This is a genomic window from Enterobacter cloacae complex sp. 2024EL-00711 (assembly GCF_047529885.1).
GTDB classification, from domain to species: Bacteria; Pseudomonadota; Gammaproteobacteria; order Enterobacterales; family Enterobacteriaceae; genus Enterobacter; species Enterobacter ludwigii.
Genome location: NZ_JBLIZC010000007.1, coordinates 1 through 22,717, shown reverse-complemented (window position 1 = coordinate 22,717; position 22,717 = coordinate 1). Strand labels below are relative to the sequence as shown.

21 protein-coding genes and 1 rRNA gene are annotated in these 22,717 nt (G+C 53.7%); 8 read left to right on the top strand and 14 right to left on the bottom strand.

What is annotated here, in order from left to right; genetic code table 11:
* Positions 1-16: 16 nt before the first annotated feature.
* The 9 genes from recO to rpoE all read right to left on the bottom strand — a co-directional run bounded on the left by recO (position 17) and on the right by rpoE (position 8,199).
* Complete coding sequence (recO, locus tag ACMVME_RS18300) at positions 17-724, bottom strand: DNA repair protein RecO (RefSeq protein ID WP_014171211.1); 708 nt, start codon at positions 722-724, stop codon at positions 17-19.
* 11 nt (positions 725-735) lie between these two features.
* The gene (era, locus tag ACMVME_RS18295) at positions 736-1,641 is read right to left on the bottom strand and encodes a GTPase Era (RefSeq protein WP_014171212.1); all 906 of its coding nucleotides are present in this window, start codon (positions 1,639-1,641) and stop codon (positions 736-738) included.
* Positions 1,638-2,318: a ribonuclease III gene (rnc, locus tag ACMVME_RS18290; RefSeq protein WP_003860711.1), complete on the bottom strand. Its 681-nt coding sequence runs from the start codon at positions 2,316-2,318 to the stop codon at positions 1,638-1,640. The genes era and rnc overlap by 4 nt, the downstream gene beginning before the upstream one ends.
* Positions 2,319-2,540: 222 nt before the next feature.
* Positions 2,541-3,515 carry a signal peptidase I gene (gene lepB / locus ACMVME_RS18285; RefSeq protein WP_014171215.1) on the bottom strand — a complete coding sequence of 325 codons (975 nt, stop codon included), beginning with the start codon at positions 3,513-3,515 and terminating at the stop codon, positions 2,541-2,543.
* Between the two features lie 15 nt (positions 3,516-3,530).
* Entirely contained in the window at positions 3,531-5,330 is a 1,800-nt protein-coding gene (gene lepA, locus ACMVME_RS18280; RefSeq protein ID WP_014171216.1) for a translation elongation factor 4, read from the bottom strand.
* Between the two features lie 185 nt (positions 5,331-5,515).
* Positions 5,516-5,992 (bottom strand): SoxR-reducing system protein RseC, encoded by a 477-nt coding sequence (gene rseC, locus ACMVME_RS18275; protein ID WP_014171217.1) that lies wholly within the window; start codon positions 5,990-5,992, stop codon positions 5,516-5,518.
* Positions 5,989-6,942, bottom strand: a complete 954-nt coding sequence (gene rseB, locus ACMVME_RS18270; protein ID WP_047955969.1) for a sigma-E factor regulatory protein RseB — start codon at positions 6,940-6,942, stop codon at positions 5,989-5,991. The genes rseC and rseB overlap by 4 nt, the downstream gene beginning before the upstream one ends.
* The gene (rseA, locus tag ACMVME_RS18265; RefSeq protein WP_025203448.1) at positions 6,942-7,592 is read right to left on the bottom strand and encodes an anti-sigma-E factor RseA; all 651 of its coding nucleotides are present in this window, start codon (positions 7,590-7,592) and stop codon (positions 6,942-6,944) included. Before rseA ends, rseB begins: the two co-directional genes overlap by 1 nt.
* Positions 7,593-7,623: 31 nt before the next feature.
* Positions 7,624-8,199 carry an RNA polymerase sigma factor RpoE gene (gene rpoE, locus ACMVME_RS18260; RefSeq protein WP_006176728.1) on the bottom strand — a complete coding sequence of 192 codons (576 nt, stop codon included), beginning with the start codon at positions 8,197-8,199 and terminating at the stop codon, positions 7,624-7,626.
* A 424-nt stretch (positions 8,200-8,623) separates the two neighbouring features.
* Between rpoE and nadB the strand changes: the two genes are divergently transcribed.
* Entirely contained in the window at positions 8,624-10,243 is a 1,620-nt protein-coding gene (gene nadB / locus ACMVME_RS18255) for an L-aspartate oxidase (protein ID WP_020883000.1), read from the top strand.
* Here the strand turns inward: nadB and trmN are convergent.
* The gene (gene trmN, locus ACMVME_RS18250) at positions 10,228-10,965 is read right to left on the bottom strand and encodes a tRNA(1)(Val) (adenine(37)-N(6))-methyltransferase TrmN (protein WP_032680478.1); all 738 of its coding nucleotides are present in this window, start codon (positions 10,963-10,965) and stop codon (positions 10,228-10,230) included. The two genes, nadB and trmN, sit on opposite strands and share 16 nt — an antisense overlap.
* Positions 10,966-11,097: 132 nt before the next feature.
* On the opposite strand from trmN, the gene srmB reads away from it, so the two are divergent.
* Entirely contained in the window at positions 11,098-12,426 is a 1,329-nt protein-coding gene (gene srmB / locus ACMVME_RS18245; RefSeq protein ID WP_020882998.1) for an ATP-dependent RNA helicase SrmB, read from the top strand.
* Positions 12,427-12,479: 53 nt separating this feature from the next.
* Here srmB and grcA read toward each other — a convergent pair whose 3' ends face one another.
* Complete coding sequence (gene grcA, locus ACMVME_RS18240) at positions 12,480-12,863, bottom strand: autonomous glycyl radical cofactor GrcA (RefSeq protein WP_013098327.1); 384 nt, start codon at positions 12,861-12,863, stop codon at positions 12,480-12,482.
* 314 nt (positions 12,864-13,177) lie between these two features.
* Between grcA and ung the strand changes: the two genes are divergently transcribed.
* Positions 13,178-13,867, top strand: coding sequence for a uracil-DNA glycosylase (ung, locus tag ACMVME_RS18235; protein ID WP_025203444.1), 690 nt, complete (start codon positions 13,178-13,180; stop codon positions 13,865-13,867).
* 45 nt (positions 13,868-13,912) lie between these two features.
* On the opposite strand, the gene ACMVME_RS18230 is transcribed toward ung, so the two are convergent.
* Complete coding sequence (locus ACMVME_RS18230; RefSeq protein ID WP_068794877.1) at positions 13,913-14,998, bottom strand: tRNA/rRNA methyltransferase; 1,086 nt, start codon at positions 14,996-14,998, stop codon at positions 13,913-13,915.
* Positions 14,999-15,202: 204 nt separating this feature from the next.
* Between ACMVME_RS18230 and trxC the strand changes: the two genes are divergently transcribed.
* The 5 genes from trxC (at position 15,203) to ACMVME_RS18205 (ending at position 20,924) form a co-directional block, all read left to right on the top strand.
* Positions 15,203-15,622, top strand: a complete 420-nt coding sequence (gene trxC / locus ACMVME_RS18225) for a thioredoxin TrxC (protein ID WP_014171226.1) — start codon at positions 15,203-15,205, stop codon at positions 15,620-15,622.
* A gap of 69 nt (positions 15,623-15,691) precedes the next feature.
* Entirely contained in the window at positions 15,692-16,390 is a 699-nt protein-coding gene (gene tapT, locus ACMVME_RS18220) for a tRNA-uridine aminocarboxypropyltransferase (RefSeq protein ID WP_020882995.1), read from the top strand.
* 35 nt (positions 16,391-16,425) lie between these two features.
* Positions 16,426-19,089, top strand: a complete 2,664-nt coding sequence (locus ACMVME_RS18215) for a bifunctional acetate--CoA ligase family protein/GNAT family N-acetyltransferase (protein ID WP_025203442.1) — start codon at positions 16,426-16,428, stop codon at positions 19,087-19,089.
* Positions 19,090-19,199: 110 nt separating this feature from the next.
* A complete protein-coding gene (gene pssA / locus ACMVME_RS18210) occupies positions 19,200-20,555 on the top strand; it encodes a CDP-diacylglycerol--serine O-phosphatidyltransferase (RefSeq protein ID WP_414743477.1) in 1,356 nt (451 codons plus the stop codon).
* 45 nt (positions 20,556-20,600) lie between these two features.
* The gene (locus ACMVME_RS18205; RefSeq protein WP_020882992.1) at positions 20,601-20,924 is read left to right on the top strand and encodes a YfiM family lipoprotein; all 324 of its coding nucleotides are present in this window, start codon (positions 20,601-20,603) and stop codon (positions 20,922-20,924) included.
* Here the strand turns inward: ACMVME_RS18205 and ACMVME_RS18200 are convergent.
* Positions 20,921-22,216, bottom strand: a complete 1,296-nt coding sequence (locus tag ACMVME_RS18200) for an MFS transporter (protein ID WP_068794878.1) — start codon at positions 22,214-22,216, stop codon at positions 20,921-20,923. The two genes, ACMVME_RS18205 and ACMVME_RS18200, sit on opposite strands and share 4 nt — an antisense overlap.
* A 255-nt stretch (positions 22,217-22,471) precedes the next feature.
* Positions 22,472-22,587, bottom strand: a 5S ribosomal RNA gene (rrf, locus tag ACMVME_RS18195).
* Positions 22,588-22,717 lie beyond the last annotated feature (130 nt).

The following is a 22,717-nucleotide window of genomic DNA, read 5'->3' as shown; positions in this document are numbered from 1 at the left end:
GCGAGGGTCTGATACGTTAACGTTTCGGCATAAACTGCCTGAACAATTCGCGGCTCTTTAAGGGCTTGCCGCCAAGATACGGCTTGAGCGCAATCCGGGTAAAGCGTTTTGCTGCGCGAAGGGTATCCTGATCGGGAAACTCACGCGCATACAGCGCTCTAAGCTGTCGCCCGGTAAAGGTGCTGTTATCTATCACGACGCTGGCGATAAAGCCTTTTTCTTCACGGTAGCGATAGGTCATCGCATCCTCTACCTCGTCTCCGCTCCCTGCACAATGCAAAAAATCGACCCCATAGCCCAGGTGTCCAAGCAGCGCCAGCTCAAAACGACGCAGGGCAGGTTCGGGCGTACCGGTAGCGCCGGCCAGCGCCTGGATACAGTGCAGGTAATCAAAGAAAAGTTCAGAGAAGCGAGTCTCATGCTCCAGAACACGTGAGATGAGTTCGTTGACATAGAGACCGCTGTACAGCGTGATACCAGAAAGGGGGAGCGCCAGAGAGACGGCTTCGGCACTGCGCAGGGTTTTGACTTCCCCACGCCCGCCGAAGCGTACCAGCAGCGGAGTGAAAGGCTGTAAGGCGCCCTTCAGGCCGGAGCGTTTGGAACGTGCGCCTTTAGCAACAAGGCGCACACGGCCCGACTCTTCCGTGAAAACGTCCAGCATAAGGCTGGTCTCGCTCCACGGACGGCTATGGAGGACAAAGGCACGCTGCCATCCATCCACGATGTTCAGTCTTAGACGTCGTCGCCGTAACCGAGGCTGCGCAATGCACGCTCATCATCGGCCCAGCCTGATTTCACCTTCACCCACAGTTCAAGGTGAACCGGGGCTTCAAACATGTCCTGCATGTCTCTGCGCGCTTCAATGCCGATGGTTTTGATCTTGGCACCTTTGTTGCCGATCACCATCTTCTTCTGCCCTTCACGCTCAACGAGGATCAGGCCGTTGATGTCATAGCCGCCGCGTTCGTTGGTCTGAAAACGTTCAATCTCAACCGTTACGGAGTACGGCAGTTCCGCGCCAAGGAAACGCATCAGTTTTTCACGGATGATCTCAGAGGCCATAAAGCGCTGAGAACGATCGGTGATGTAATCTTCCGGGAAGTGATGAATCGCTTCCGGCAGATGTTTGCGCACGATGCCTGCGATGGTATCGACGTTCAGACCGGTCTCGGCAGACAGCGGGACGATATCAAGGAAGTTCATCTGGCTTCCCAGCCACTGCAGGTGCGGCAGCAGATCGGCTTTTTCCTGCACGTTGTCCACTTTGTTGACCGCAAGGATCACCGGCGTTTTACCGTCGCGCAGTTTGTTCAGCACCATTTCGTCGTCAGGCGTCCAGCGGGTGCCTTCCACCACGAAAATCACCAGCTCTACGTCGCCAATCGAGCTGCTCGCCGCCTTGTTCATCAGGCGGTTGATGGCGCGCTTCTCTTCCATGTGCAGGCCCGGGGTATCAACGTAGATCGCCTGATAGGCGCCTTCCGTGTGGATACCGACGATGCGGTGACGCGTGGTCTGCGCCTTACGGGAAGTAATGGAAATTTTCTGCCCAAGCAGATTATTCAACAGGGTAGATTTGCCAACGTTCGGACGTCCGACGATGGCAATAAACCCGCAATACGTTTTTTCTTCGCTCATTCCAGCTCCAGCATTTTTAACGCCTGTTCGGCGGCAGCCTGTTCAGCCTTACGACGGCTAGAACCTGTGCCGACCACCGGTTCACTCAGGCCACTGACCTGGCAATGGATGGTAAATTCCTGATCGTGCGCTTCGCCCCGCACCTGCACCACCAGATAGGATGGCAGCGGGAGGTGGCGACCCTGCAAATATTCCTGCAGACGCGTTTTCGGATCTTTTTGTTTATCGCCCGGACTGATTTCGTCCAGACGGGTTTGATACCAGTTAAGGATCAGCTTTTCTACGGTCTGAATATCGCTGTCCAGGAACACACCACCAATTAATGCTTCGACCGTGTCGGCAAGAATAGATTCACGACGGAAGCCGCCGCTTTTCAGTTCACCCGGCCCAAGTCGCAGACATTCGCCCAGTTCAAATTCACGAGCGATTTCCGCCAGGGTATTCCCCCGAACCAGCGTCGCGCGCATGCGGCTCATATCACCTTCGTCCACACGTGGGAAACGATGATAAAGCGCATTCGCGATCACGAAACTTAAAATAGAGTCACCCAGGAACTCGAGGCGCTCATTATGCTTGCTGCTGGCACTGCGGTGGGTTAATGCCTGTTGCAACAACTCCTGATGATGAAAAGTGTAGCCCAGCTTCCGTTGAAGCCGATTAATTACGATGGGGTTCATGCGATACCAGTAAATGAATGCGTCAAAAATGCAGCACACGAAACCGACCTGAGAAGACCAACGCGGTTTCGTGTGCCGTGGCACCCTTGCAGGGCCAACCTTAAACTTCGGGGGAATATTCTATACACAACGACAGGGGATGTCGTTAGTCCAAAGAGATTTATCGCTGAAATAATTCACGTAGCCGCTAATTAACGCGGCTACGCGTTCATTTAATGAGAATTAATGGATCCCGCCGATACGATTCAGGCGAACGCCGGTCGGCCATTCGCCTTCCTGCTTCTCAAAACTCATCCAGATAGCGGTCGCTTTACCTACCAGATTCGCTTCCGGCACAAAGCCCCAGTAACGGCTGTCCGCGGAATTATCGCGGTTATCACCCATCATGAAGTAGTGTCCCGGTGGTACGATCCAGCTGGCCAGCTGTTGGCCCGGCTGCCGGTAGTACATCCCCACTTGATCCTGCGCGATTGGCACGGTGAGGATACGGTGGGTCACATCACCCAGCGTCTCTTTACGTTCAACCAGGCGAATACCGTCCTCTTTGGTCTCGCCTTTGGGCACCTGGAAGAAACCGCTGGTCGCTTCACCGCCGTTACGGCGAGCAAAGGTCTGCACAAAATCACTTGGCTCAACGTTTGAGTAAGTGATTGGCAGCGCGTTTTCACACGCGGTACCGGAGCTGCAGCCAGGCTGAACGGTAACTTCTTTCGCCACCGGATCGTAGGTGACTTTATCACCCGGCAGACCCACTGCACGCTTGATGTAATCCAGACGCGGATCTTCCGGGTATTTAAACACCACGATGTCGCCACGTTTCGGATGACCGGTTTCGATCAGCGTTTTCTGGTAGATCGGATCTTTAATCCCGTAGGCAAACTTCTCAACCAGAATAAAATCGCCAATCAGCAGCGTTGGCATCATTGAACCAGACGGGATCTGGAACGGCTCGTAAATAAACGAGCGGACAACCAGCACAATCGCCAGCACCGGAAATACCGATGCCCCGGTTTCCAGCCAGCCCGGTTTCGGGCCGACTTTCTTCAGGGTTTTCGCGTCCAGCCCATCGCCAGTGGCTGCCTGTGCGGCAGCCTGACGTTCATGGCGTTTTGGGGCGAAAATAAACTTATCCAGACACCACAACAAACCTGTCACCAGGGTAGCAATGACCAGAATCAGGGCAAACATGTTCGCCATGCCAACTCCTTAGGGTTATTTGCCGTCTTTACCAACATGAAGGATGGCAAGGAATGCTTCCTGCGGCAGTTCGACGTTACCGACCTGCTTCATACGCTTCTTACCTTCTTTCTGTTTCTGCAGCAGCTTTTTCTTACGGCTGACGTCACCGCCGTAGCATTTCGCCAGAACGTTTTTACGCAGCTGTTTCACAGTAGAACGGGCAATAATGTGGTTACCGATGGCGGCCTGAATCGCGATATCAAACTGCTGACGCGGGATCAGCTCTTTCATCTTCTCAACCAGCTCACGGCCACGGTATGGCGCATTGTCGTTGTGAGTGATCAGTGCCAGCGCATCCACACGCTCGCCGTTAATCAGCACGTCCACACGCACCATGTTAGACGCCTGGAAGCGTTTGAAGTTGTAATCCAGTGACGCATAGCCACGAGAGGTAGACTTCAGACGATCGAAGAAGTCGAGGACCACTTCCGCCATAGGGATTTCGTACGTCAGCGCAACCTGATTACCGTGGTAAACCATGTTGGTCTGTACGCCACGCTTCTCAATACACAGCGTAATAACGTTACCCAGGAACTCCTGCGGCAGCAGCATATGACACTCTGCAATGGGCTCGCGCAGTTCTTCGATATTGTTCAGCGGCGGCAGCTTGGACGGGCTATCGACGTAGACGATCTCTTTGTTGGTGGTCTGCACTTCGTACACAACGGTCGGTGCCGTGGTGATCAGATCCAGATCGTATTCACGCTCCAGACGCTCCTGGATGATCTCCATGTGCAGCAGACCAAGGAAGCCGCAGCGGAAGCCGAAGCCCAGCGCCGTAGAGCTTTCTGGTTCATAGAACAGGGAAGCATCGTTGAGGCTCAGCTTGCCGAGCGCATCACGGAAGTTTTCATAGTCGTCAGAGCTGACCGGGAACAGACCCGCGTAAACCTGCGGTTTAACCTTTTTAAAGCCTGGCAGCGCTTTGTCTGCCGGGTTACGTGCACCGGTCAGGGTATCGCCCACTGGCGCGCCGAGGATGTCTTTAATGGCGCAGACCAGCCAGCCTACTTCGCCACATTTCAGCTCGGTACGGTCAACCTGTTTTGGCGTGAAGATACCCAGACGGTCAGCGTTGTAAACCTGACCAGTACTCATTACCTTGATTTTGTCGCCTTTACGCATGGTGCCGTTTTTAATACGCACCAGTGAGACAACGCCCAGGTAGTTATCAAACCAGGAGTCGATGATCAGCGCCTGCAGCGGGGCATCCGGGTCACCTTCTGGTGCCGGGATATCACGCACCAGGCGTTCCAGCACGTCGGTCACGCCCACGCCCGTTTTAGCGGAGCAGCGCACCGCATCGGTCGCGTCGATGCCGACAATATCTTCAATCTCTTCCGCTACACGCTCAGGATCGGCAGCTGGCAGGTCAATTTTGTTCAGAACCGGCACAACCTCGAGATCCATTTCCATCGCGGTGTAGCAGTTTGCCAGGGTCTGGGCTTCAACGCCCTGCCCGGCATCCACAACCAGCAGCGCGCCTTCACAGGCCGCCAGCGAGCGTGAAACTTCATAGGAGAAGTCAACGTGGCCTGGGGTGTCGATAAAGTTCAGCTGGTAGATTTCGCCATCAGCCGCTTTGTAATCAAGCGTAACGCTCTGCGCTTTGATGGTGATACCGCGTTCGCGTTCCAGGTCCATGGAGTCCAGAACCTGGGCTTCCATTTCACGATCAGACAGGCCACCGCAAATCTGGATAATACGGTCAGACAGCGTCGACTTACCGTGGTCAATGTGAGCAATGATCGAAAAGTTACGTATGTTCTTCATATAGTTAAATAATTATGCCTTACGAATTCCTGGAGGCCGCTGTTCTTAGCCTGACGTTTTTCAGTGCGAAAACGCCGCATTCTACACTACATCCCCGTTACCTGGAAATGTACTTAGCGCCAGGTATAGCGTGAAGAAATGACGTTTTCTGTTTTAGGACGTAAAAAAGGACAAAGCCCGATGGATCACCGGGCCTCAGAAGAGAGCGTCTCAACACGAAGCTGGTCGGGTGCCAGCCCAACGCTGAGAATAACAGGCTGCCACTCTTCGCGTGCGGCAAGCTTCGGGGAGAGAGCTTTGGCCAGCCAGAATCCCCCTACGCCGCCCAATGCCGCACCACACATGGCGGCCACATCGGTACCAAACAGCATCTGGAATACGCCGCCCATAACAAACAGCCCCACCAGCGGAGAGAGATAAACCAACATGGCGGACGTGAGCAAGCTACCTTCTGCAATTCCCAGCTCCACCTTTTGCCCCACCATCAGCGGCCGATCGCTTGGCACGGAAATGGTATGCGAGGTTTGCGGCCCGAGCTTATTCAGCACGCGGCTACCGCAACCGGCTCTGGAAGCACAGCTATTGCATGAGGCCTTAACATCACAGCTCACCAGCGCAATGCCATTCTGCCACGATACGACCGTAGCCCACTCTTTAATCATTGTGCAGTCCTGAATTTAATGCTGTCGGAAATACGCTTCGCCGTTTGTGGCGGTAATTCACCCACAATGGTGATCTCTGCGTTATCGCGAACCGTGGTGCTGACCGTCCTACGTCCGGTACGAAGCATTTGTTCAGAACTGTTTGCCGATGCGCGGTTAATGTTCACCGAGAAACTGAACAAACCATCGGAATAAAGACGCGATTCAACCGGTGTTTCAATGGTTGGCAGTTGACGGCGGCTGCTGGAGACTTCGCTAAACCCTTGCGGGATCCAGGAAGGAACCCAGTTGAAGTTGACGGAATCACCCGCCGGTACAGAAAGCAACGGCGGCAGGCTGGCTTTCGCCAGATTCTGCATGCTATTACCCACCTGATTGTTCACGCTAAAGGAGATAACGCGGAACTGTTCCAGCGTTTCACCATCACGGTCAAGCAGGTCTACACGCATTGGCAGCTTGGTCTCGGCGTCAATCCAGACGATATAGCTGTAGCGCGTTCCGTCACGGGCAACAACGCGGATCACCTCACACAGTCTGTCAGCAATGCGCGTACGCCCTACTGAAATGAAATCATAGTATGGCGCAAGACGTTTGAAGTCGGTGTAGATAAGCGATGGCAGAGAATCGACGATATAATCGCCATTCAGCGTGAAAGGCTCCAGACCGGGTTCGAAATAACTGATTTCGTTACCACGCTGGACAACTTCCCGACGCGGGCCATCCATCTGTAAAAGCTGGGCGAGCGGCTGGTTATCAAGACGGGCATGGCGGTATCGTAACGACTCGACGCCCTGCTTATTGATACTGATAAATGCCAACTCGTAATTGAGTGACTGGCTGGCCAGATTCATTTGCTGCAACAACGCCCCGGATGAAACATCAGCCGAGGCGTTGGCAGAGAAGAACAGGCTACCCGCCATCAGAGACATGGCGAACCAAAGTTGCTTCATTACTGCGATTGCGTTCCTAAAGTTTGGTTTCCGGGCACCTGCACAGCCGCTTGCTGGGTTTGTGCCTGCTCAAACTGAAGCTGTTCAGAGTGCAGACGACGCTGCAACTCGTAATCCTGCAACATCGCATTAATGCGACGGCGTTGCTCCTGAACCTGCTGTTGCTGGCCGCCGCTGGCGGATGCATCAGCCGGAACACCCAAACTTACCGGGCTGGCTTTGCCCATCATCGGCAGTGTGTTGAACACTGGCGCTTCTGGCTGCTGATTAGTTTCAGACTGAGTATTATAGTGCTGGACGCCAACGATAACTGCAAGCGATACGCATGCAGCCACACCCATTTGGGTGAGCTGGCTGGCCCACGGACGCACCTTGTGCCAGAACGGCATTTTCTGCCACTGGTGAGGCGCAGGTTGAGCTTCAGGAATCAGCGGAGTGGTCTGACGGACAGGCTCATTTTCAATGGCCGCCATCACGCGAGCTGAGATATCGAAATGGAGAACCTCGCCGGTGTCACCGCGAAGGGTGTCACGGATGAGATGGTAACTCTCCCAGGTCTCTTGCATTTCGGGAGAATGAGACAGCTCATTGAGCAGCTCACTATCCAGCGTTTCACCATCCATTAAAGCGGAAAGTTTTTCTTTCTGCATGCCTAATACCTTTTCCAGTATCCCGCTATCGTCAACGCCTGATAAGCGGTTGAACTTTATTATCAATTGCTTCTCGCGCACGGAAAATACGTGAACGTACCGTGCCGACCGGACAATCCATGATGGCGGCTATCTCTTCATAGCTCAGACCATCCAACTCCCGTAACGTAATTGCCATGCGTAAATCTTCCGGGAGCGACTCGATCGTGCGAAAAACGATTTGTCTCAGTTCTTCTGACAACATTAAGTTCTCAGGGTTCGAAATTTCTTTCAGCGCACCGCCACTTTCGAAGTTTTCGGCGTCGATTGCGTCCACATCACTTGAAGGCGGACGGCGGCCCTGAGCGACCAGATAATTCTTTGCCGTATTGACCGCAATACGGTACAGCCAGGTATAAAAAGCACTATCTCCCCGGAATGAATCCAGCGCGCGATAGGCCTTAATAAAAGACTCTTGTACTACATCAGGCACATCGCCTGACGGTACATAGCGGGAAACCAGGCTCGCCACCTTATGCTGGTAGCGCACCACCAGTAAGTTAAAGGCTTTCTGATCTCCCTTCTGGACCCGTTCAACCAGGACCTGGTCCGTTAACTGCTCGCTCATCCGAGGTAATGTCTCCCCAAACCTAAATTCCACGCGTTATCGAAACGCCACTCTTAAAAAACCGCACTTTGAGCAAGCACCGAATTAGAGTGTCTGATCTTCAATAAGTTCCGTAACGCCTTTGTTTTTGTTCATCGCGCCGCAGACTGTTCATTTTCTCTCATTATAAGTCTGTTCACGATACGCACCACTTTATGACAAGAAACATCTCTTTTCCCGCCAGAAGAGTAACGCAACCCAGTCTTTATTTCACCACAAAATCTGACGCTAACGATCTGCTTCGCAAAATATTTTCTTTCTTTTACGTGGTTTTAATCCTCCGCCTCGAGTTTAGCGGTTACAACTCACATCAAAAAAAACGTGCGATATCTCGCATTCGGATGCTATTCTGACCAAACACTGTTTAGTAAATTAAACAAAAATCATGAACACAACACCTGAACTGCATTGTGATGTACTGATCATCGGTAGCGGCGCTGCCGGTCTCTCCCTGGCACTGCGTCTGGCCGAACATCAGAGCGTTATCGTTCTGAGCAAAGGGCCGATAAGTGAAGGTTCTACGTTTTATGCCCAGGGCGGTATTGCCGCCGTGTTTGATGAGACAGACAGCATTGCGTCGCATGTCGACGATACGCTGATTGCCGGGGCCGGGATCGTGGATGCACATGCCGCAGAGTTTGTGGCCAGTAATGCCCGTCATTGCGTGCAGTGGTTAATCGATCAGGGCGTATTATTTGATACACAGGTACAGCCAAACGGTGAAGAGAGCTACCACCTGACCCGCGAAGGCGGGCATAGCCACCGCCGTATCCTGCATGCCGCAGACGCTACCGGTAAAGAAGTCGAAACCACGCTGGTCAGCAAAGCCCTCAGCCATCCTAACATTCGGGTCCTTGAGCGCAGCAATGCCGTTGACCTGATTATTTCCGACAAGATTGGCCTTCCGGGTACGCGTCGTGTCGTGGGTGCCTGGGTCTGGAATCGCAATAAAGAGAAGGTTGAGACCTGTCAGGCGAAGGCCGTAGTGCTGGCGACTGGCGGTGCATCCAAAGTGTATCAGTATACCACCAACCCCGATATTGCCTCCGGAGACGGGATCGCCATGGCCTGGCGCGCCGGTTGTCGCGTGGCAAACCTTGAATTCAACCAGTTTCACCCGACCGCCCTGTTCCATCCTCAGGCGCGTAATTTCCTGTTGACGGAAGCCCTGCGCGGTGAAGGCGCATACCTGAAACGTCCTGACGGCTCCCGCTTTATGCCGGACTTTGACCCCAGGGGCGAGCTGGCACCGCGCGATATCGTTGCCCGCGCCATCGACCATGAAATGAAGCGTCTTGGCGTGGACTGCATGTATCTGGACATCAGCCATAAGCCGGCAGAGTTTATCCGCCAGCATTTCCCGATGATCTACGAAAAGCTGCTGGGTCTGGGGATTGATTTAACCCGCGATTCGGTGCCTATCGTGCCTGCCGCCCACTATACCTGCGGGGGCGTAATGGTTGACGATCACGGTCGCACCGACGTGGATGGCCTGTATGCTATCGGTGAAGTAAGTTATACCGGGCTTCATGGCGCGAACCGGATGGCGTCGAACTCATTGCTGGAGTGTCTGGTTTACGGCTGGTCTGCCGCGGAAGATATCACGAAGCGCATGCCTTACGCCCGTCAGACTGAAAACCTGCCTGCCTGGGATGAAAGCCGCGTGGAGAACCCGGATGAGCTGGTCGTTATTCAGCATAACTGGCACGAACTGCGGCTGTTTATGTGGGACTACGTCGGGATTGTGCGGACCACGAAACGTCTTGAACGCGCATTACGCCGTATCACGATGCTGCAGCAGGAAATCGATGAATATTATGCCAATTTCCGCGTATCCAATAATCTGCTGGAGCTGCGCAATCTGGTTCAGGTTGCCGAATTGATTGTTCGCTGCGCGATGATGCGCAAAGAGAGCCGCGGTTTGCACTATACCCTCGACTACCCCGATCAACTGGCCGAGTCCGGCCCGTCGATCCTCTCCCCGCAGGTTCACATAAACAGATAAAACGCCTGGGTCAGAGCGGTGTAATCTTCGGAATAACGCTGGTCTGGCCCACGGATCACCATTCGGTCGTTAAAGCATTCACCTTCTTTGGGTGAGAGCGCCAGCAGCACACGGTGCGGCAATCGCCCTTCGGTATCTGCAATATCGGTGCGTAAACGTAATTTCCAGCCAATCTCTTGCGCTATGCCAATAAACGCATTGCCGGTGCTTTCTGGCAGAACCACGCAGAAAAAACCCTCTTCTGAAATAAGTTCTGCGGCACTGATCAGCAGCGCCTTATGGTCGAGGGAGCCGGTATAACGGGCCTGTTCACGCTCAGGCGTTCCGCACTCAACACCGGGCGCGTAGTAGGGAGGATTACTGACAATCAGGTCGTAACGCGCGGTTTGCTCCGGCGTCCAGTCGAGCACATCTGCACATTCTACGTTAATCCGGGCGGCCCACGGAGATTCAGCCGCATTTTCACTCGCCTGCTCCGCCGCCTGTGCATCAAGCTCCACCGCATCTATGGTGACATGCGCTTCGGTACGTTGCGCCAGCATCAGCGCCAACAGCCCGCTGCCCGTCCCAATATCCAGAATACGCTTTACACCTGCGACAGGTGCCCAGGCACCCAGTAAAATACCGTCTGTACCGACTTTCATGGCACAGCGATCGTGAGCGACAAAAAATTGTTTAAACGTAAAACCATCGCGGCGCAACTGCGCTTTGAGTTGAGACATGTCAGGGCAACCTTCTAAGTGAAACTGGAGTAGCATAGGGGAAAGCGAAGTGGCCGCAAAGCGATATCCATACAAACAGATGAAGATTACAGCCGTAACGTCTATAATCAGCGCCCCACACAGAGGTAGAACATGACTGTAACGACTTTTTCCGAACTTGAACTCGATGAAAGCCTGCTCAATGCACTTGAGAGCAAAGGCTTTACACGCCCGACCGCCATTCAGGCAGCGGCCATTCCGCCTGCGCTTGAGGGCCGCGATGTGCTCGGTTCTGCGCCAACCGGCACGGGGAAGACAGCAGCTTACTTGCTGCCTGTGTTGCAGCATCTGCTCGATTTTCCACGTAAAAAATCAGGCCCGCCGCGTATTTTGATCCTGACGCCGACGCGTGAGCTGGCGATGCAGGTTGCCGATCACGCCCGCGAGCTGGCGGCCAATACCCATCTGGATATCGCCACGATCACTGGCGGCGTTGCGTATATGAACCACGCCGAAGTGTTCAGCGAAAACCAGGACATCGTCGTTGCGACGACCGGTCGCCTGCTGCAGTACATTAAAGAAGAGAACTTCGACTGCCGCGCGGTAGAAACACTGATTCTGGATGAAGCTGACCGCATGCTGGACATGGGCTTCGCGCAGGATATCGAACATATCGCGGGTGAGACGCGCTGGCGTAACCAGACGATGCTGTTCTCTGCCACCCTTGAAGGGGACGCGATCAAAGACTTCGCAGAGCGCCTGCTGGAAGATCCGGTGGAAGTTTCCGCGACGCCGTCCACGCGCGAACGCAAGAAGATCCACCAGTGGTATTACCGTGCAGATAACCTTGAACACAAGGTTGAGTTACTTAAGCACCTGCTGAAGCAGGACGATGCCACCCGTACCATCGTCTTTGTGCGTAAGCGCGAGCGTGTGCATGAACTGGCTGAAATGCTGCGTAATGCCGGAATCAATAACTGCTATCTCGAAGGCGAGATGGCGCAGGTTAAGCGTACCGAAGGGATTAAACGTCTGACTGATGGTCGCGTGAACGTGCTGGTCGCAACAGACGTTGCTGCACGCGGGATCGACATTCCGGACGTCAGTCACGTCATTAACTTCGATATGCCACGCAGCGGCGACACCTATCTGCACCGCATTGGCCGTACCGGCCGTGCCGGACGCAAAGGTATCGCGATCTCTCTGGTCGAAGCGCATGACTACCTGCTGCTGCAGAAAATTGGCCGCTACGTTGATGAGCCACTGAAAGCACGCGTTATTGATGAGCTTCGCCCGACCACACGTGCACCGAGTGAAAAAATGACGGGCAAACCGTCTAAAAAAGCGCTCGCAAAACGTGCTGAGAAAAAAGAGAAAGAAAAAGAGAAGCCGCGCGTGAAGCAGCGCCACCGCGATACCAAGAATATTGGTAAGCGCCGTAAACCAAGCTCTGCCGCACCAGAGACGAAAACTGAAGAGTAAAAAAAAGCCGGGGAAAACCCCGGCTTTTTTATTCCACCCCCGAGACTGAAACCTTACAGGCTTTCAGTAAAGGTACGCGCAATAACGTCGCGCTGCTGTTCCGGGGTCAGAGAGTTAAAACGTACTGCATAACCTGATACACGAATGGTCAGCTGTGGGTATTTTTCCGGGTGCTTAACCGCATCTTCCAGCGTTTCACGACGCAGCACGTTCACGTTCAGGTGCTGACCACCTTCAACGCGCACTTCCGGTTTTACTTCCATTGGGATTTCACGGTATTCAATTTCGCCCAGTTTGTTCACTGGAACGATTTCATCTTCAGCAAAACCCGCTTTCGCTACTACACAGCGCGCTTCATTTTTCTCGCTGTCCAGCAGCCAGAAAGAGTTGAGCAGGTCGTCATTTGCAGCTTTAGTAATCTGGATACCTGTAATCATGTATTGCCTCCCTTAGGCTACATTAACTGGTGTCGGCCTCGCGCGGCCAATTGGTAAAACCATTGTTTCTTGTGTGTATATATATCACTCGCACCCCGGTCATTTATTGATTTAAATCAACAAAAACACCAACCACACAAAGAGTGTGGTTTGATTTTATTGCTCCAGATCAATTTCATTGCTTTGCCAGCTCAACTCCTTTCGCATCTATTCAAAATAAATTGAATGACTTACGGTGATTTTATGCCTGGGATTTTGCACCCCGGGTTTTAGCGGTTAAGCTAGGCGCAGAATGTGATTCGCAGGAGAGCGAGATGACGACACCGTTGACCTGGCACGATGTGCTGGCAGAAGAGAAACAGCAGCCCTATTTTATTAACACCCTCAGCACCGTTGCGGCAGAGCGGCAGTCTGGCCAGACGATTTATCCGCCACAAAAAGATGTTTTCAACGCGTTTCGCTATACCGAACTCAGCGATGTGAAAGTTGTTATCCTCGGTCAGGATCCTTACCACGGACCGGGACAGGCTCACGGGCTTGCTTTCTCTGTACGTCCTGGGGTTGCTATCCCCCCTTCGCTTCTGAACATGTACAAAGAACTCGAAAAGACCGTGCCCGGGTTTACCCGGCCCACTCATGGTTATCTGGAAAGCTGGGCGCGCCAGGGCGTGCTGTTACTGAATACGGTACTCACCGTACGTGCCGGTCAGGCACATTCTCACGCCAGCCTGGGCTGGGAAACCTTTACCGATAAAGTCATCAGCCTTATCAACGAGCATCGTGAAGGGGTGGTGTTTTTACTGTGGGGTTCCCACGCGCAGAAGAAAGGGGCGATTATCGACAGGCAGCGTCATCATGTCCTGAAGGCACCGCATCCGTCACCGCTGTCAGCGCATCGTGGTTTCTTTGGTTGTAATCATTTTGTTCTGGCGAACGAGTGGCTGGAAAAACGTGGCGAAACGCCAATTGACTGGATGCCAGTGTTACCGGCTGAGAGTGAGTAACGCAGCGGATGTGCCCGTTTTAGCGGGCACATCCGACGCACAGTATTATGCTTTATTCTGACGCCACCATTCCGCCAGCAGTACGCCAGTCGCAACGGAAACGTTCAGACTTTCAACATTGCCTGTACCGTCGATAGAGACGCTCAGATCCGCGCTGGAAAGCGCAGCATCCGACAGGCCATCACGCTCCTGACCCAGCACCAGTACCATTTTACGCGGCAGTGTTGCTTTAAACAGCGGCGTAGCGGCATGGCTGGAGGTTGTGACGATGACATATCCCGCATTACGGAACTGCTCAATAGCATCCAGAACGCTGTCGCCGGTGATCGGCTGAACATGCTCTGCCCCGCCCTCTGCGGTACGGATCGCGGCACCCGATTCCAGCAGCGCGGCATCCTGTAACAGCACGCCTTTCACGCCAAAGTGCGCGCAGCTACGCATCATTGCGCCCAGATTATGCGGGTTGCCCACATCTTCAAGCGCCAGCACGCAGTCATCGGCTTCCGCCTGGCTAACCCACTGCTGTACGGTAGTCCCGTTACGTTTTTTGATCAGGAAGCACACGCCACCGTGGTGTTCAGTGCCTGATGCTTTCGTCAGCTCAGCGTCATCCACCACATGGTAGGCTTTACGGTTTGCCGCCATCCAGCGCAGCGCTTCTTTAAAGCGCGGGGTTACGCTCTGGATAAACCATGCGCGAACGATGCACTCAGGACGGCTCTGGAACAGCGCCTGGCAGGCGTTCTCGCCATAGACTCGGGTCTCTTCTGCACGCTGACGGCGCAGCACTTCCGGGTCAATAAAGCTTTTCCCGCTGATGCCGCCGTGATCGGCTTTTTCAGGCGCCTCATCACCAGGGGCGCGAGAAACGGTACGCCAGGGTGATGAACCCTCGCGCGAGAAATCATCGCGTTTGCGATCGTCACGCTTGCGGTCATCACGTTTGCGGTCATCACCGCGGTTATTTCTGTCATCGCGGGCGGGGCGACGGCCACCGTCTGCACGAGAAGACGCCGGACGCCCGCCACCTTTTCCGGTACGCGGATTTTGGGTGCGTTTATCAGAGTCATCATCACTGCGGACATACATCACTTTGACCTTGCCGCTTTTGTTTTTCATTTCGTCGTTCATGCTTTTCTCCACCAGCGCTGCGCGAAGCGCGCAGATTACCCGATGTGCAAGCTCATAGCCATAAATTCGTACAAAAGCCTGTGACTATTGTTCTCATTGAATAAAACGCATTGTCGTTTCAAACAGGCTGAATGATAATATGTAACATATTAGAAACATTATCGGCATTCTGCCGCTGTCCCACGGCTCTATCAGAGGTTAGTTATGAATACCGTATGTGCCAACTGTCAGGCTCTTAATCGCATTCCGGACGATCGGATTGAAGATGGTGCGAAATGCGGGCGTTGTGGCCATGAACTGTTTGATGGCGATGTTATCAACGCTACGGGTGCTACGCTGGACAAACTCCTCAAGGACGATCTTCCGGTGGTTGTCGATTTTTGGGCACCGTGGTGTGGTCCGTGCCGTAGCTTCGCGCCAGTCTTCGAAGATGTTGCCGAAGAACGTAGCGGCAAAATGCGTTTTGTTAAGGTCAATACCGAAGCAGAACGTGAGCTGAGCGCACGCTTTCGCATTCGCAGCATCCCAACCATCATGATTTTCAAAAATGGTGAAGTGATCGACATGCTTAACGGTGCCGTTCCTAAAGCACCGTTTGATAGCTGGTTAAACGAATCGTTGTAACATTAACGGGGCGCATCTTGTGCCCCGTTCCTTCCTCTGCGAAAATAGGGTTTTTCCTGCACTTCGCCCATGACTGATAACGCTGTTCTTCAACTGCGCGCCGCACGCCTGGCCCGCGCGACTCGCCCTTTTCTTGCCCGCGGCAATCGTGTTCGCCGCTGTCAGCGTTGTCTGCTGCCGCTAAAAGTTTGTCTGTGCGAGACCCTTGCGCCGAGCACCGCGAAGAGTCGTTTTTGCCTGGTCATGTTCGATACCGAACCAATGAAACCCAGCAATACCGGACGCCTTATTGCCGACATTCTGCCGGATACCGCGGCATTTCAGTGGTCACGCACGGAACCGCCTCAAGCCCTGCTCGACTTAGTGGCAAACCCGGACTATCAACCAATGGTCGTATTTCCGGCCTCGTATGCTGGCGAAGATCGCCAGGTGCTTTCGGCACCGCCATCTGGTAAACCGCCGCTGTTTATTATGCTAGACGGAACCTGGACCGAAGCGCGAAAAATGTTCCGCAAAAGTCCTTATCTCGATTCATTGCCGGTGATTTCGGTCGACCTTTCCCGCGTCTCGGCCTACCGCCTGCGAGAAGCGCATGCTGACGGGCAGTACTGTACTGCTGAAGTGGCGATTGCCCTTCTGGATTTAGCGGGAGATACCGTCGCGGCAGGTGCGCTGGGGAGCCATTTCTCCCGCTTTCGTGAACGTTACCTGGCAGGAAAAACCGTTCATAAGGGCAGCGTCACAGCAACTGAGACAGAAAACGTTTAAAATCATCAGGTCGCTTGCATTCACAGGAGGCCTGCATGAGCCAGCGAGGGTTAGAAGCGCTACTTCGTCCTAAATCCATTGCCGTTATCGGCGCATCAATGAAACCGGATCGCGCAGGCTATCTGATGATGCGTAACCTGCTGGCTGGCGGATTTAATGGCCCCGTCATGCCCGTTACGCCTGCCTATAAGGCTGTTCAGGGGGTGCTGGCATGGCCGGACGTGCAGAGCCTGCCTTTCATACCGGACCTTGCCATCCTGTGTACAAATGCGAAACGTAATCCAGCCCTGCTGGAGTCGCTCGGCAGGAAAGGATGTAAAACCTGCATTATTCTCTCGTCTCCGCCCGAACAGCAGCCGGAGCTTCTGGCATGCGCCAGTCGCTACCAGATGCGCATTCTTGGGCCAAACAGTCTGGGCCTGCTCGCCCCGTGGCAGGGGCTGAATGCCAGCTTCTCCCCGGTCCCTATCCGCAAAGGCAAACTCGCTTTCATTTCGCAATCGGCTGCGGTATCGAACACGATCCTCGACTGGGCGCAACAGCGTGAGATGGGGTTTTCCTACTTCATTGCTCTGGGTGACAGCCTGGACATCGACGTTGATGAACTGCTCGATTTTCTGGCTCGCGACAGCAAAACCAGCGCCATTCTTCTTTATCTTGAGCACCTGAGCGACGCCCGTCGTTTTGTATCAGCTTCCCGTAGCGCGTCCCGTAACAAACCGATTCTGGTGATCAAAAGCGGGCGTAGCCCCGCCGCCCAGCGTCTGCTGCAGTCGCATTCCGGCATGGATCCCGCCTGGGATGCCGCGATTCAACGCGCAGGTTTGTTACGGGTTCAGGATACACACGAGCTTTTTTCCGCCGTCGAGACGTTAAGCCATATGCGTCCATTACGCGGTGAGAAGTTAATGATTGTCAGTAATGGCGCGGCTCCTGCCGCACTTGCACTGGATGAACTGTGGCTGCGCAATGGCAAGCTGGCCACCCTGGGTGAGGAGACGCTACAACGCCTGAAAGAGGCGCTGCCGGCAAGCGTTAGCCCAGGCAATCCCCTCGATTTGCGCGATGACGCAAGTAGCGATCACTATATCAGGGCGATCTCCCTTTTACTGGATAGCCAGGATTTCGACGCGCTGATGATTATTCACTCCCCCAGCGCGGTCGCTCCCGGGAGTGAAAGCGCGCGCGCACTGATTGACGCCGTCCGGAACCATCCTCGTGGTAAATATGTCACTCTGCTGACCAACTGGTGCGGTGAGTTCTCTTCCCAGGAGGCACGACGCCTGTTCAGTGAAGCCGGTCTGCCCACCTACCGCACTCCGGAAGGCACGATTACGGCGTTTATGCATATGGTTGAGTATCGCCGCAACCAGAAGCAGCTCCGTGAAACCCCGGCTTTACCGGGTAACCTGACGGCGAACACCGCCGATGTTCATCGGCTTTTACAGCAGGCTATCGAAGAGGGAGCCACCTCGCTTGATACGCACGAAGTGCAGCCGATTCTGGGCAGTTACGGGATGCAAACCCTGCCCACCTGGATTGCCGGCGACAGCGCCGAAGCCGTGCATATTGCCGAACAGATTGGCTATCCCGTTGCCCTCAAGCTTCGCTCACCGGATATCCCGCATAAGTCTGATGTCCAGGGAGTGATGTTATACCTGCGGACTGCGACCGAGGTACAGCAAGCCGCTGATGCCATATTCGACCGGGTCAAAATGGCCTGGCCTCAGGCGCGGATCCACGGGCTGCTGGTGCAAAGCATGGCTAATCGCGCGGGCGCTCAGGAGCTGCGCGTGGTGGTTGAATACGATCCTGTCTTTGGCCCGCTTATCATGCTGGGGGAAGGCGGCGTCGAGTGGCGTCCTGAGGAGCAGGCGGTCGTGGCTTTGCCACCACTGAACATGAACCTGGCGCGCTATCTGATCATTCAGGCCATCAAAAGCAAAAAAATCCGGGGCCGAAGCGCGCTGCGCCCTCTTGATATTGCCGGGTTGAGTCAGTTCCTGGTGCAGGTGTCTAACCTGATTGTTGATTGCGCGGAGATCCAGCGGCTGGACATCCACCCGCTGCTCGCCTCCGGCAGTGAGTTTACGGCCCTGGACGTCACGCTGGATATCGCGCCTTTCGAGGGTGACAGAGAGAGCCGCCTTGCGATCCGCCCGTATCCTCTGCAACTGGAGGAGTGGGTGGAGATGAAAAACGGAGAGCGCGCGTTGTTCCGCCCTATCCTGCCGGAAGATGAACCGCAGCTGCGCACGTTCATCTCTCAGGTAACGAAAGAGGATCTTTACTATCGCTATTTTAGCGAAATCAACGAATTTACCCACGATGATTTAGCCAATATGACCCAGATCGACTACGATCGAGAAATGGCATTTGTCGCCGTTCGTCGTTCCGATAAGGGCGATGAGATCCTCGGCGTTACGCGTGCTATTTCCGACCCGGATAATGTTGATGCGGAGTTTGCTGTGCTGGTGCGCTCCGATCTGAAAGGGTTGGGTCTGGGGCGACGGCTGCTGGAAAAACTCATCAGTTATACGCGAGATCACGGATTGTTACGCCTCAATGGCATTACTATGCCTAACAATCGCGGTATGGTGACCCTGGCGCGAAAACTTGGATTTGACGTTGATATTCAGCTGGACGAAGGTATTGTGGCCTTATCCCTGAGCCTGATATCAGCGGATAAAGCCGAGTAAGCTACTGGAAATGTTACCCACTTTGGACGGGACTGGTGGTATCATTGTCCGCTTATGTTGTTTGCATGGTACAGACAACCCTTCAATGAACAGAGAAGAAACGCACTGTGATGTTGTCAAAATTTAAGCGTAATAAACATCAACAACACCTTGCTCAACTACCGAAGATTTCTCAGTCAGTTGATGATGTAGAGTTCTTTTACGCTCCCGCCCAATTTCGGGAGACGCTTCTGGAAAAGATTGCCAGTGCCACGCGTCGCATTTGCATTGTGGCCCTGTATCTTGAACAAGATGAAGGTGGGCGCGCGATCTTAAATGCGCTCTATGAAGCCAAGCGTCAACGTCCGGAACTGGATGTTCGCGTGCTGGTCGACTGGCACCGCGCTCAGCGTGGCCGTATAGGCGCTGCTGCTTCAAACACCAATGCTGACTGGTATTGCCGCACGGCGCAGGAAAATCCTGGCGTCGATGTGCCCGTTTACGGCGTACCTGTAAATACCCGAGAAGCGCTCGGCGTCCTTCATTTTAAAGGGTTCATCATTGATGACAGCGTGCTGTACAGCGGCGCGAGCCTGAATGATGTTTACCTTCATCAGCTCGATAAATATCGATATGACCGTTATCATCTGGTTCGTAATCCGCAGATGGCGGATATCATGTTTAACTGGGTTGATAAGAACTTAGTACAGGGTCGCGGCGTAAATCGTCTTGACGATCCACACCGTCCTAAAAGCCCGGAAATTAAAAATGATATCCGCGCGTTCCGCCAGGAACTGCGTGATGCGGTCTACCATTTCCAGGGCGATGCCAATAACGAAGAGCTATCTGTTACACCGCTGGTGGGGTTAGGCAAATCAAGCTTGCTGAACAAAACGATTTTCCACCTGATGCCGTGTGCGGAGCAGAAACTCATCATCTGCACCCCTTACTTCAACCTTCCCGCCGTGCTGGTGCGTAATATCATTCAGCTGCTGCGTGATGGTAAAAAAGTTGAAATTATCGTCGGTGACAAAACGGCTAACGACTTCTTTATTCCTGAAGATCAACCGTTCAAGATTATCGGTGCCCTCCCTTATCTCTATGAGATTAACCTGCGCCGTTTCCTGAGCCGTTTACAGTATTACGTTAACACTGACCAGCTGGTCGTGCGTCTGTGGAAAGATGAAGACAACAGTTATCATCTGAAAGGGATGTGGGTCGATGATGAATGGATGCTGCTTACGGGCAATAACCTGAACCCTCGCGCCTGGCGTCTGGATCTCGAAAATGCCATCCTGATCCATGACCCGAAACATGAGTTAGCGACCAGTCGTGAACGTGAGCTTGAGCTTATTCGCACGCATACCACTGTGGTTCAGCATTACCGTGAACTGCAGAGCATTGCCGATTACCCGGTGAAAGTCCGCAAGCTTATTCGTCGCCTGCGTCGAATCCGTATTGACAGACTTATCAGCCGTATTCTGTGATGTCCAGGCCCTGTCAGCGACAGGGCTTTTTTTTGGAGTCCGCTAATGCGTGTTCTTCTCTTGCTGAGTGCTCTCTTTCTCAGTGGCTGTAGCCACATGGCTAACGATAGCTGGTCCGGGCAGGATAAAGCGCAACACTTTCTCGCCTCCGCGATGTTGTCCGCTGCCGGTAATGAGTATGCACAACATCAAGGGTACAGTCGGGATCGTAGTGCGGCAATCGGCCTGATGTTCTCTGTAAGCCTTGGGGCTTCAAAAGAACTGTGGGATAGCCGCCCCGCGGGGAGCGGCTGGAGCTGGAAAGACTTTGCCTGGGACGTAGCCGGTGCCACGACCGGCTATGCCGTGTGGCAGATGGCTCGCTATTAGAGACGAATACCTTTACCCTTTCGATGCAGCATCAGGGAGACAATAAAGGCCAGTGCCCCCATCACCGTCACGTACCAGAAGAAGGTTGTTTCCGTTCCCCATGATTTAAGCGACAGCGCGACGTACTCCGCAGAGCCACCGAACAGCGCATTGGCGACCGCATAAGAAAGCCCTACCCCCAAAGCGCGTACCTGTGCCGGGAACATCTCAGCCTTCAGGATCCCACTGATCGATGTGTAAAAACTGACAATGACCATCGCCAGCATGACCAGACCAAAAGCGGCATACGGTGAGGAAATGTGCTGAAGCGCAGTTAAAATGGGAACAGTACATAACGCGGACATGCCGCCAAAAATCAGCATTGACGTGCGACGCCCTATTTTATCGGAGAGCGCGCCAATAAGTGGCTGAATCAGCATAAAGACGAACAACGCGACGGTCATGATAGCGCTGGCGACGTTGGCGTGCATGCCCGTGGTGTTCACCAGATATTTTTGCATGTAGGTGGTGAAGGTGTAAAAGCTGAGAGAACCGCCCGCGGTGAACCCGAGAACCATCAGGAAAGCTTTGCGGTTACGCCACAGCCCTTTAAACGACCCCGCCTCCTTCAGCGCCCGGACCTCTTTTTGCGAGGTTTCATCCAACTGACGACGCAACCAGAGTGCGACGACCGCCAGTACAGCGCCCATCGCGAAAGGAATTCGCCATCCCCACTCATGAAGCTGGCTGTCGGTAAGGACCTGCTGCAGAATAACCACCACCAGAATGGCCAGAAGCTGGCCACCAATAAGCGTGACGTACTGGAAAGAGGCGTAAAACCCTTTCCGGCCCTCAAGGGCAATTTCACTCATGTAAGTGGCGCTGGTACCGTATTCTCCTCCAACAGAAAGTCCCTGGAACAGACGAGCCAGTAGCAAAAGAGCCGGCGCCCATGTCCCGATAGCGTCATAACCGGGGAGACAGGCGATCACCAGCGAGCCAAAGCACATCATGCAGACCGAAATCAGCATGGATGCCTTACGTCCTCGACGGTCTGCGATCCGTCCAAACAACCATCCACCAATGGGGCGCATTAAGAAGCCCGCAGCAAATACGCCAGCCGTTTGCAGAAGCTGTGTGGTGGTGTTTCCGGACGGGAAGAAGATATGTGCGAAGTAAAGTGAACAGAATGAGTAGACGTAAAAGTCGAACCATTCCACCAGGTTCCCTGAAGAGGCACTGACGATTGCCCATACCCTTCTACGGGAATCACTGGCAGCCAGCGTCCCGTTCGATGTTATGCTTTCTGTCATTGTGATTATGCTCCTGCCATAAAAACGGCATGCTGAGTCCTGAGAACTCACGATCTTGTAAAGCAAATGTTATTATTTTGTTATAAATAACATTGAGAGTAAGATCACATTTTCTGTTAGCAAGGTAAGTTATAGGATAAAGACTAAGGGTCGTTGGCTGGTGTGGCGGTATACAGTCTGATGCCGTCTCCGGCTGCGGGAAAAACCCAAAGCAAAAAACCCCGCACCATACGGTACGGGGTTCTTTTAATTGATGCCTGGCAGTTCCCTACTCTCGCATGGGGAGACCCCACACTACCATCGGCGCTACGGCGTTTCACTTCTGAGTTCGGCATGGGGTCAGGTGGGACCACCGCGCTAAAGCCGCCAGGCAAATTCTGTAATCTGTATCAGCTGAAAATCGTCTCTCTCATCGCCAAAACATCTTCGGCGTTGTAAGGTTAAGCCTCACGGTTCATTAGTATCGGTTAGCTCAACGCATCGCTGCGCTTACACACCCGA

What these genes read in the sequence shown, in the direction of transcription:
- ACMVME_RS18205 (WP_020882992.1), top strand. Translation starts at nt 20,601, where the DNA reads ATGCGTGTTCTTCTCTTGCTGAGTGCTCTCTTTCTCAGTGGCTGTAGC.
- trmN (WP_032680478.1), bottom strand. Translation starts at nt 10,965, where the DNA reads ATGTCTCAACTCAAAGCGCAGTTGCGCCGCGATGGTTTTACGTTTAAA.
- rpoE (WP_006176728.1), bottom strand. Translation starts at nt 8,199, where the DNA reads ATGAGCGAGCAGTTAACGGACCAGGTCCTGGTTGAACGGGTCCAGAAG.
- nadB (WP_020883000.1), top strand. Translation starts at nt 8,624, where the DNA reads ATGAACACAACACCTGAACTGCATTGTGATGTACTGATCATCGGTAGC.
- grcA (WP_013098327.1), bottom strand. Translation starts at nt 12,863, where the DNA reads ATGATTACAGGTATCCAGATTACTAAAGCTGCAAATGACGACCTGCTC.
- rseA (WP_025203448.1), bottom strand. Translation starts at nt 7,592, where the DNA reads ATGCAGAAAGAAAAACTTTCCGCTTTAATGGATGGTGAAACGCTGGAT.
- ung (WP_025203444.1), top strand. Translation starts at nt 13,178, where the DNA reads ATGACGACACCGTTGACCTGGCACGATGTGCTGGCAGAAGAGAAACAG.
- srmB (WP_020882998.1), top strand. Translation starts at nt 11,098, where the DNA reads ATGACTGTAACGACTTTTTCCGAACTTGAACTCGATGAAAGCCTGCTC.
- rnc (WP_003860711.1), bottom strand. Translation starts at nt 2,318, where the DNA reads ATGAACCCCATCGTAATTAATCGGCTTCAACGGAAGCTGGGCTACACT.
- ACMVME_RS18200 (WP_068794878.1), bottom strand. Translation starts at nt 22,216, where the DNA reads ATGACAGAAAGCATAACATCGAACGGGACGCTGGCTGCCAGTGATTCC.
- rseB (WP_047955969.1), bottom strand. Translation starts at nt 6,942, where the DNA reads ATGAAGCAACTTTGGTTCGCCATGTCTCTGATGGCGGGTAGCCTGTTC.
- era (WP_014171212.1), bottom strand. Translation starts at nt 1,641, where the DNA reads ATGAGCGAAGAAAAAACGTATTGCGGGTTTATTGCCATCGTCGGACGT.
- tapT (WP_020882995.1), top strand. Translation starts at nt 15,692, where the DNA reads ATGACTGATAACGCTGTTCTTCAACTGCGCGCCGCACGCCTGGCCCGC.
- lepA (WP_014171216.1), bottom strand. Translation starts at nt 5,330, where the DNA reads ATGAAGAACATACGTAACTTTTCGATCATTGCTCACATTGACCACGGT.
- ACMVME_RS18230 (WP_068794877.1), bottom strand. Translation starts at nt 14,998, where the DNA reads ATGAACGACGAAATGAAAAACAAAAGCGGCAAGGTCAAAGTGATGTAT.
- rseC (WP_014171217.1), bottom strand. Translation starts at nt 5,992, where the DNA reads ATGATTAAAGAGTGGGCTACGGTCGTATCGTGGCAGAATGGCATTGCG.
- pssA (WP_414743477.1), top strand. Translation starts at nt 19,200, where the DNA reads ATGTTGTCAAAATTTAAGCGTAATAAACATCAACAACACCTTGCTCAA.
- trxC (WP_014171226.1), top strand. Translation starts at nt 15,203, where the DNA reads ATGAATACCGTATGTGCCAACTGTCAGGCTCTTAATCGCATTCCGGAC.
- ACMVME_RS18215 (WP_025203442.1), top strand. Translation starts at nt 16,426, where the DNA reads ATGAGCCAGCGAGGGTTAGAAGCGCTACTTCGTCCTAAATCCATTGCC.
- lepB (WP_014171215.1), bottom strand. Translation starts at nt 3,515, where the DNA reads ATGGCGAACATGTTTGCCCTGATTCTGGTCATTGCTACCCTGGTGACA.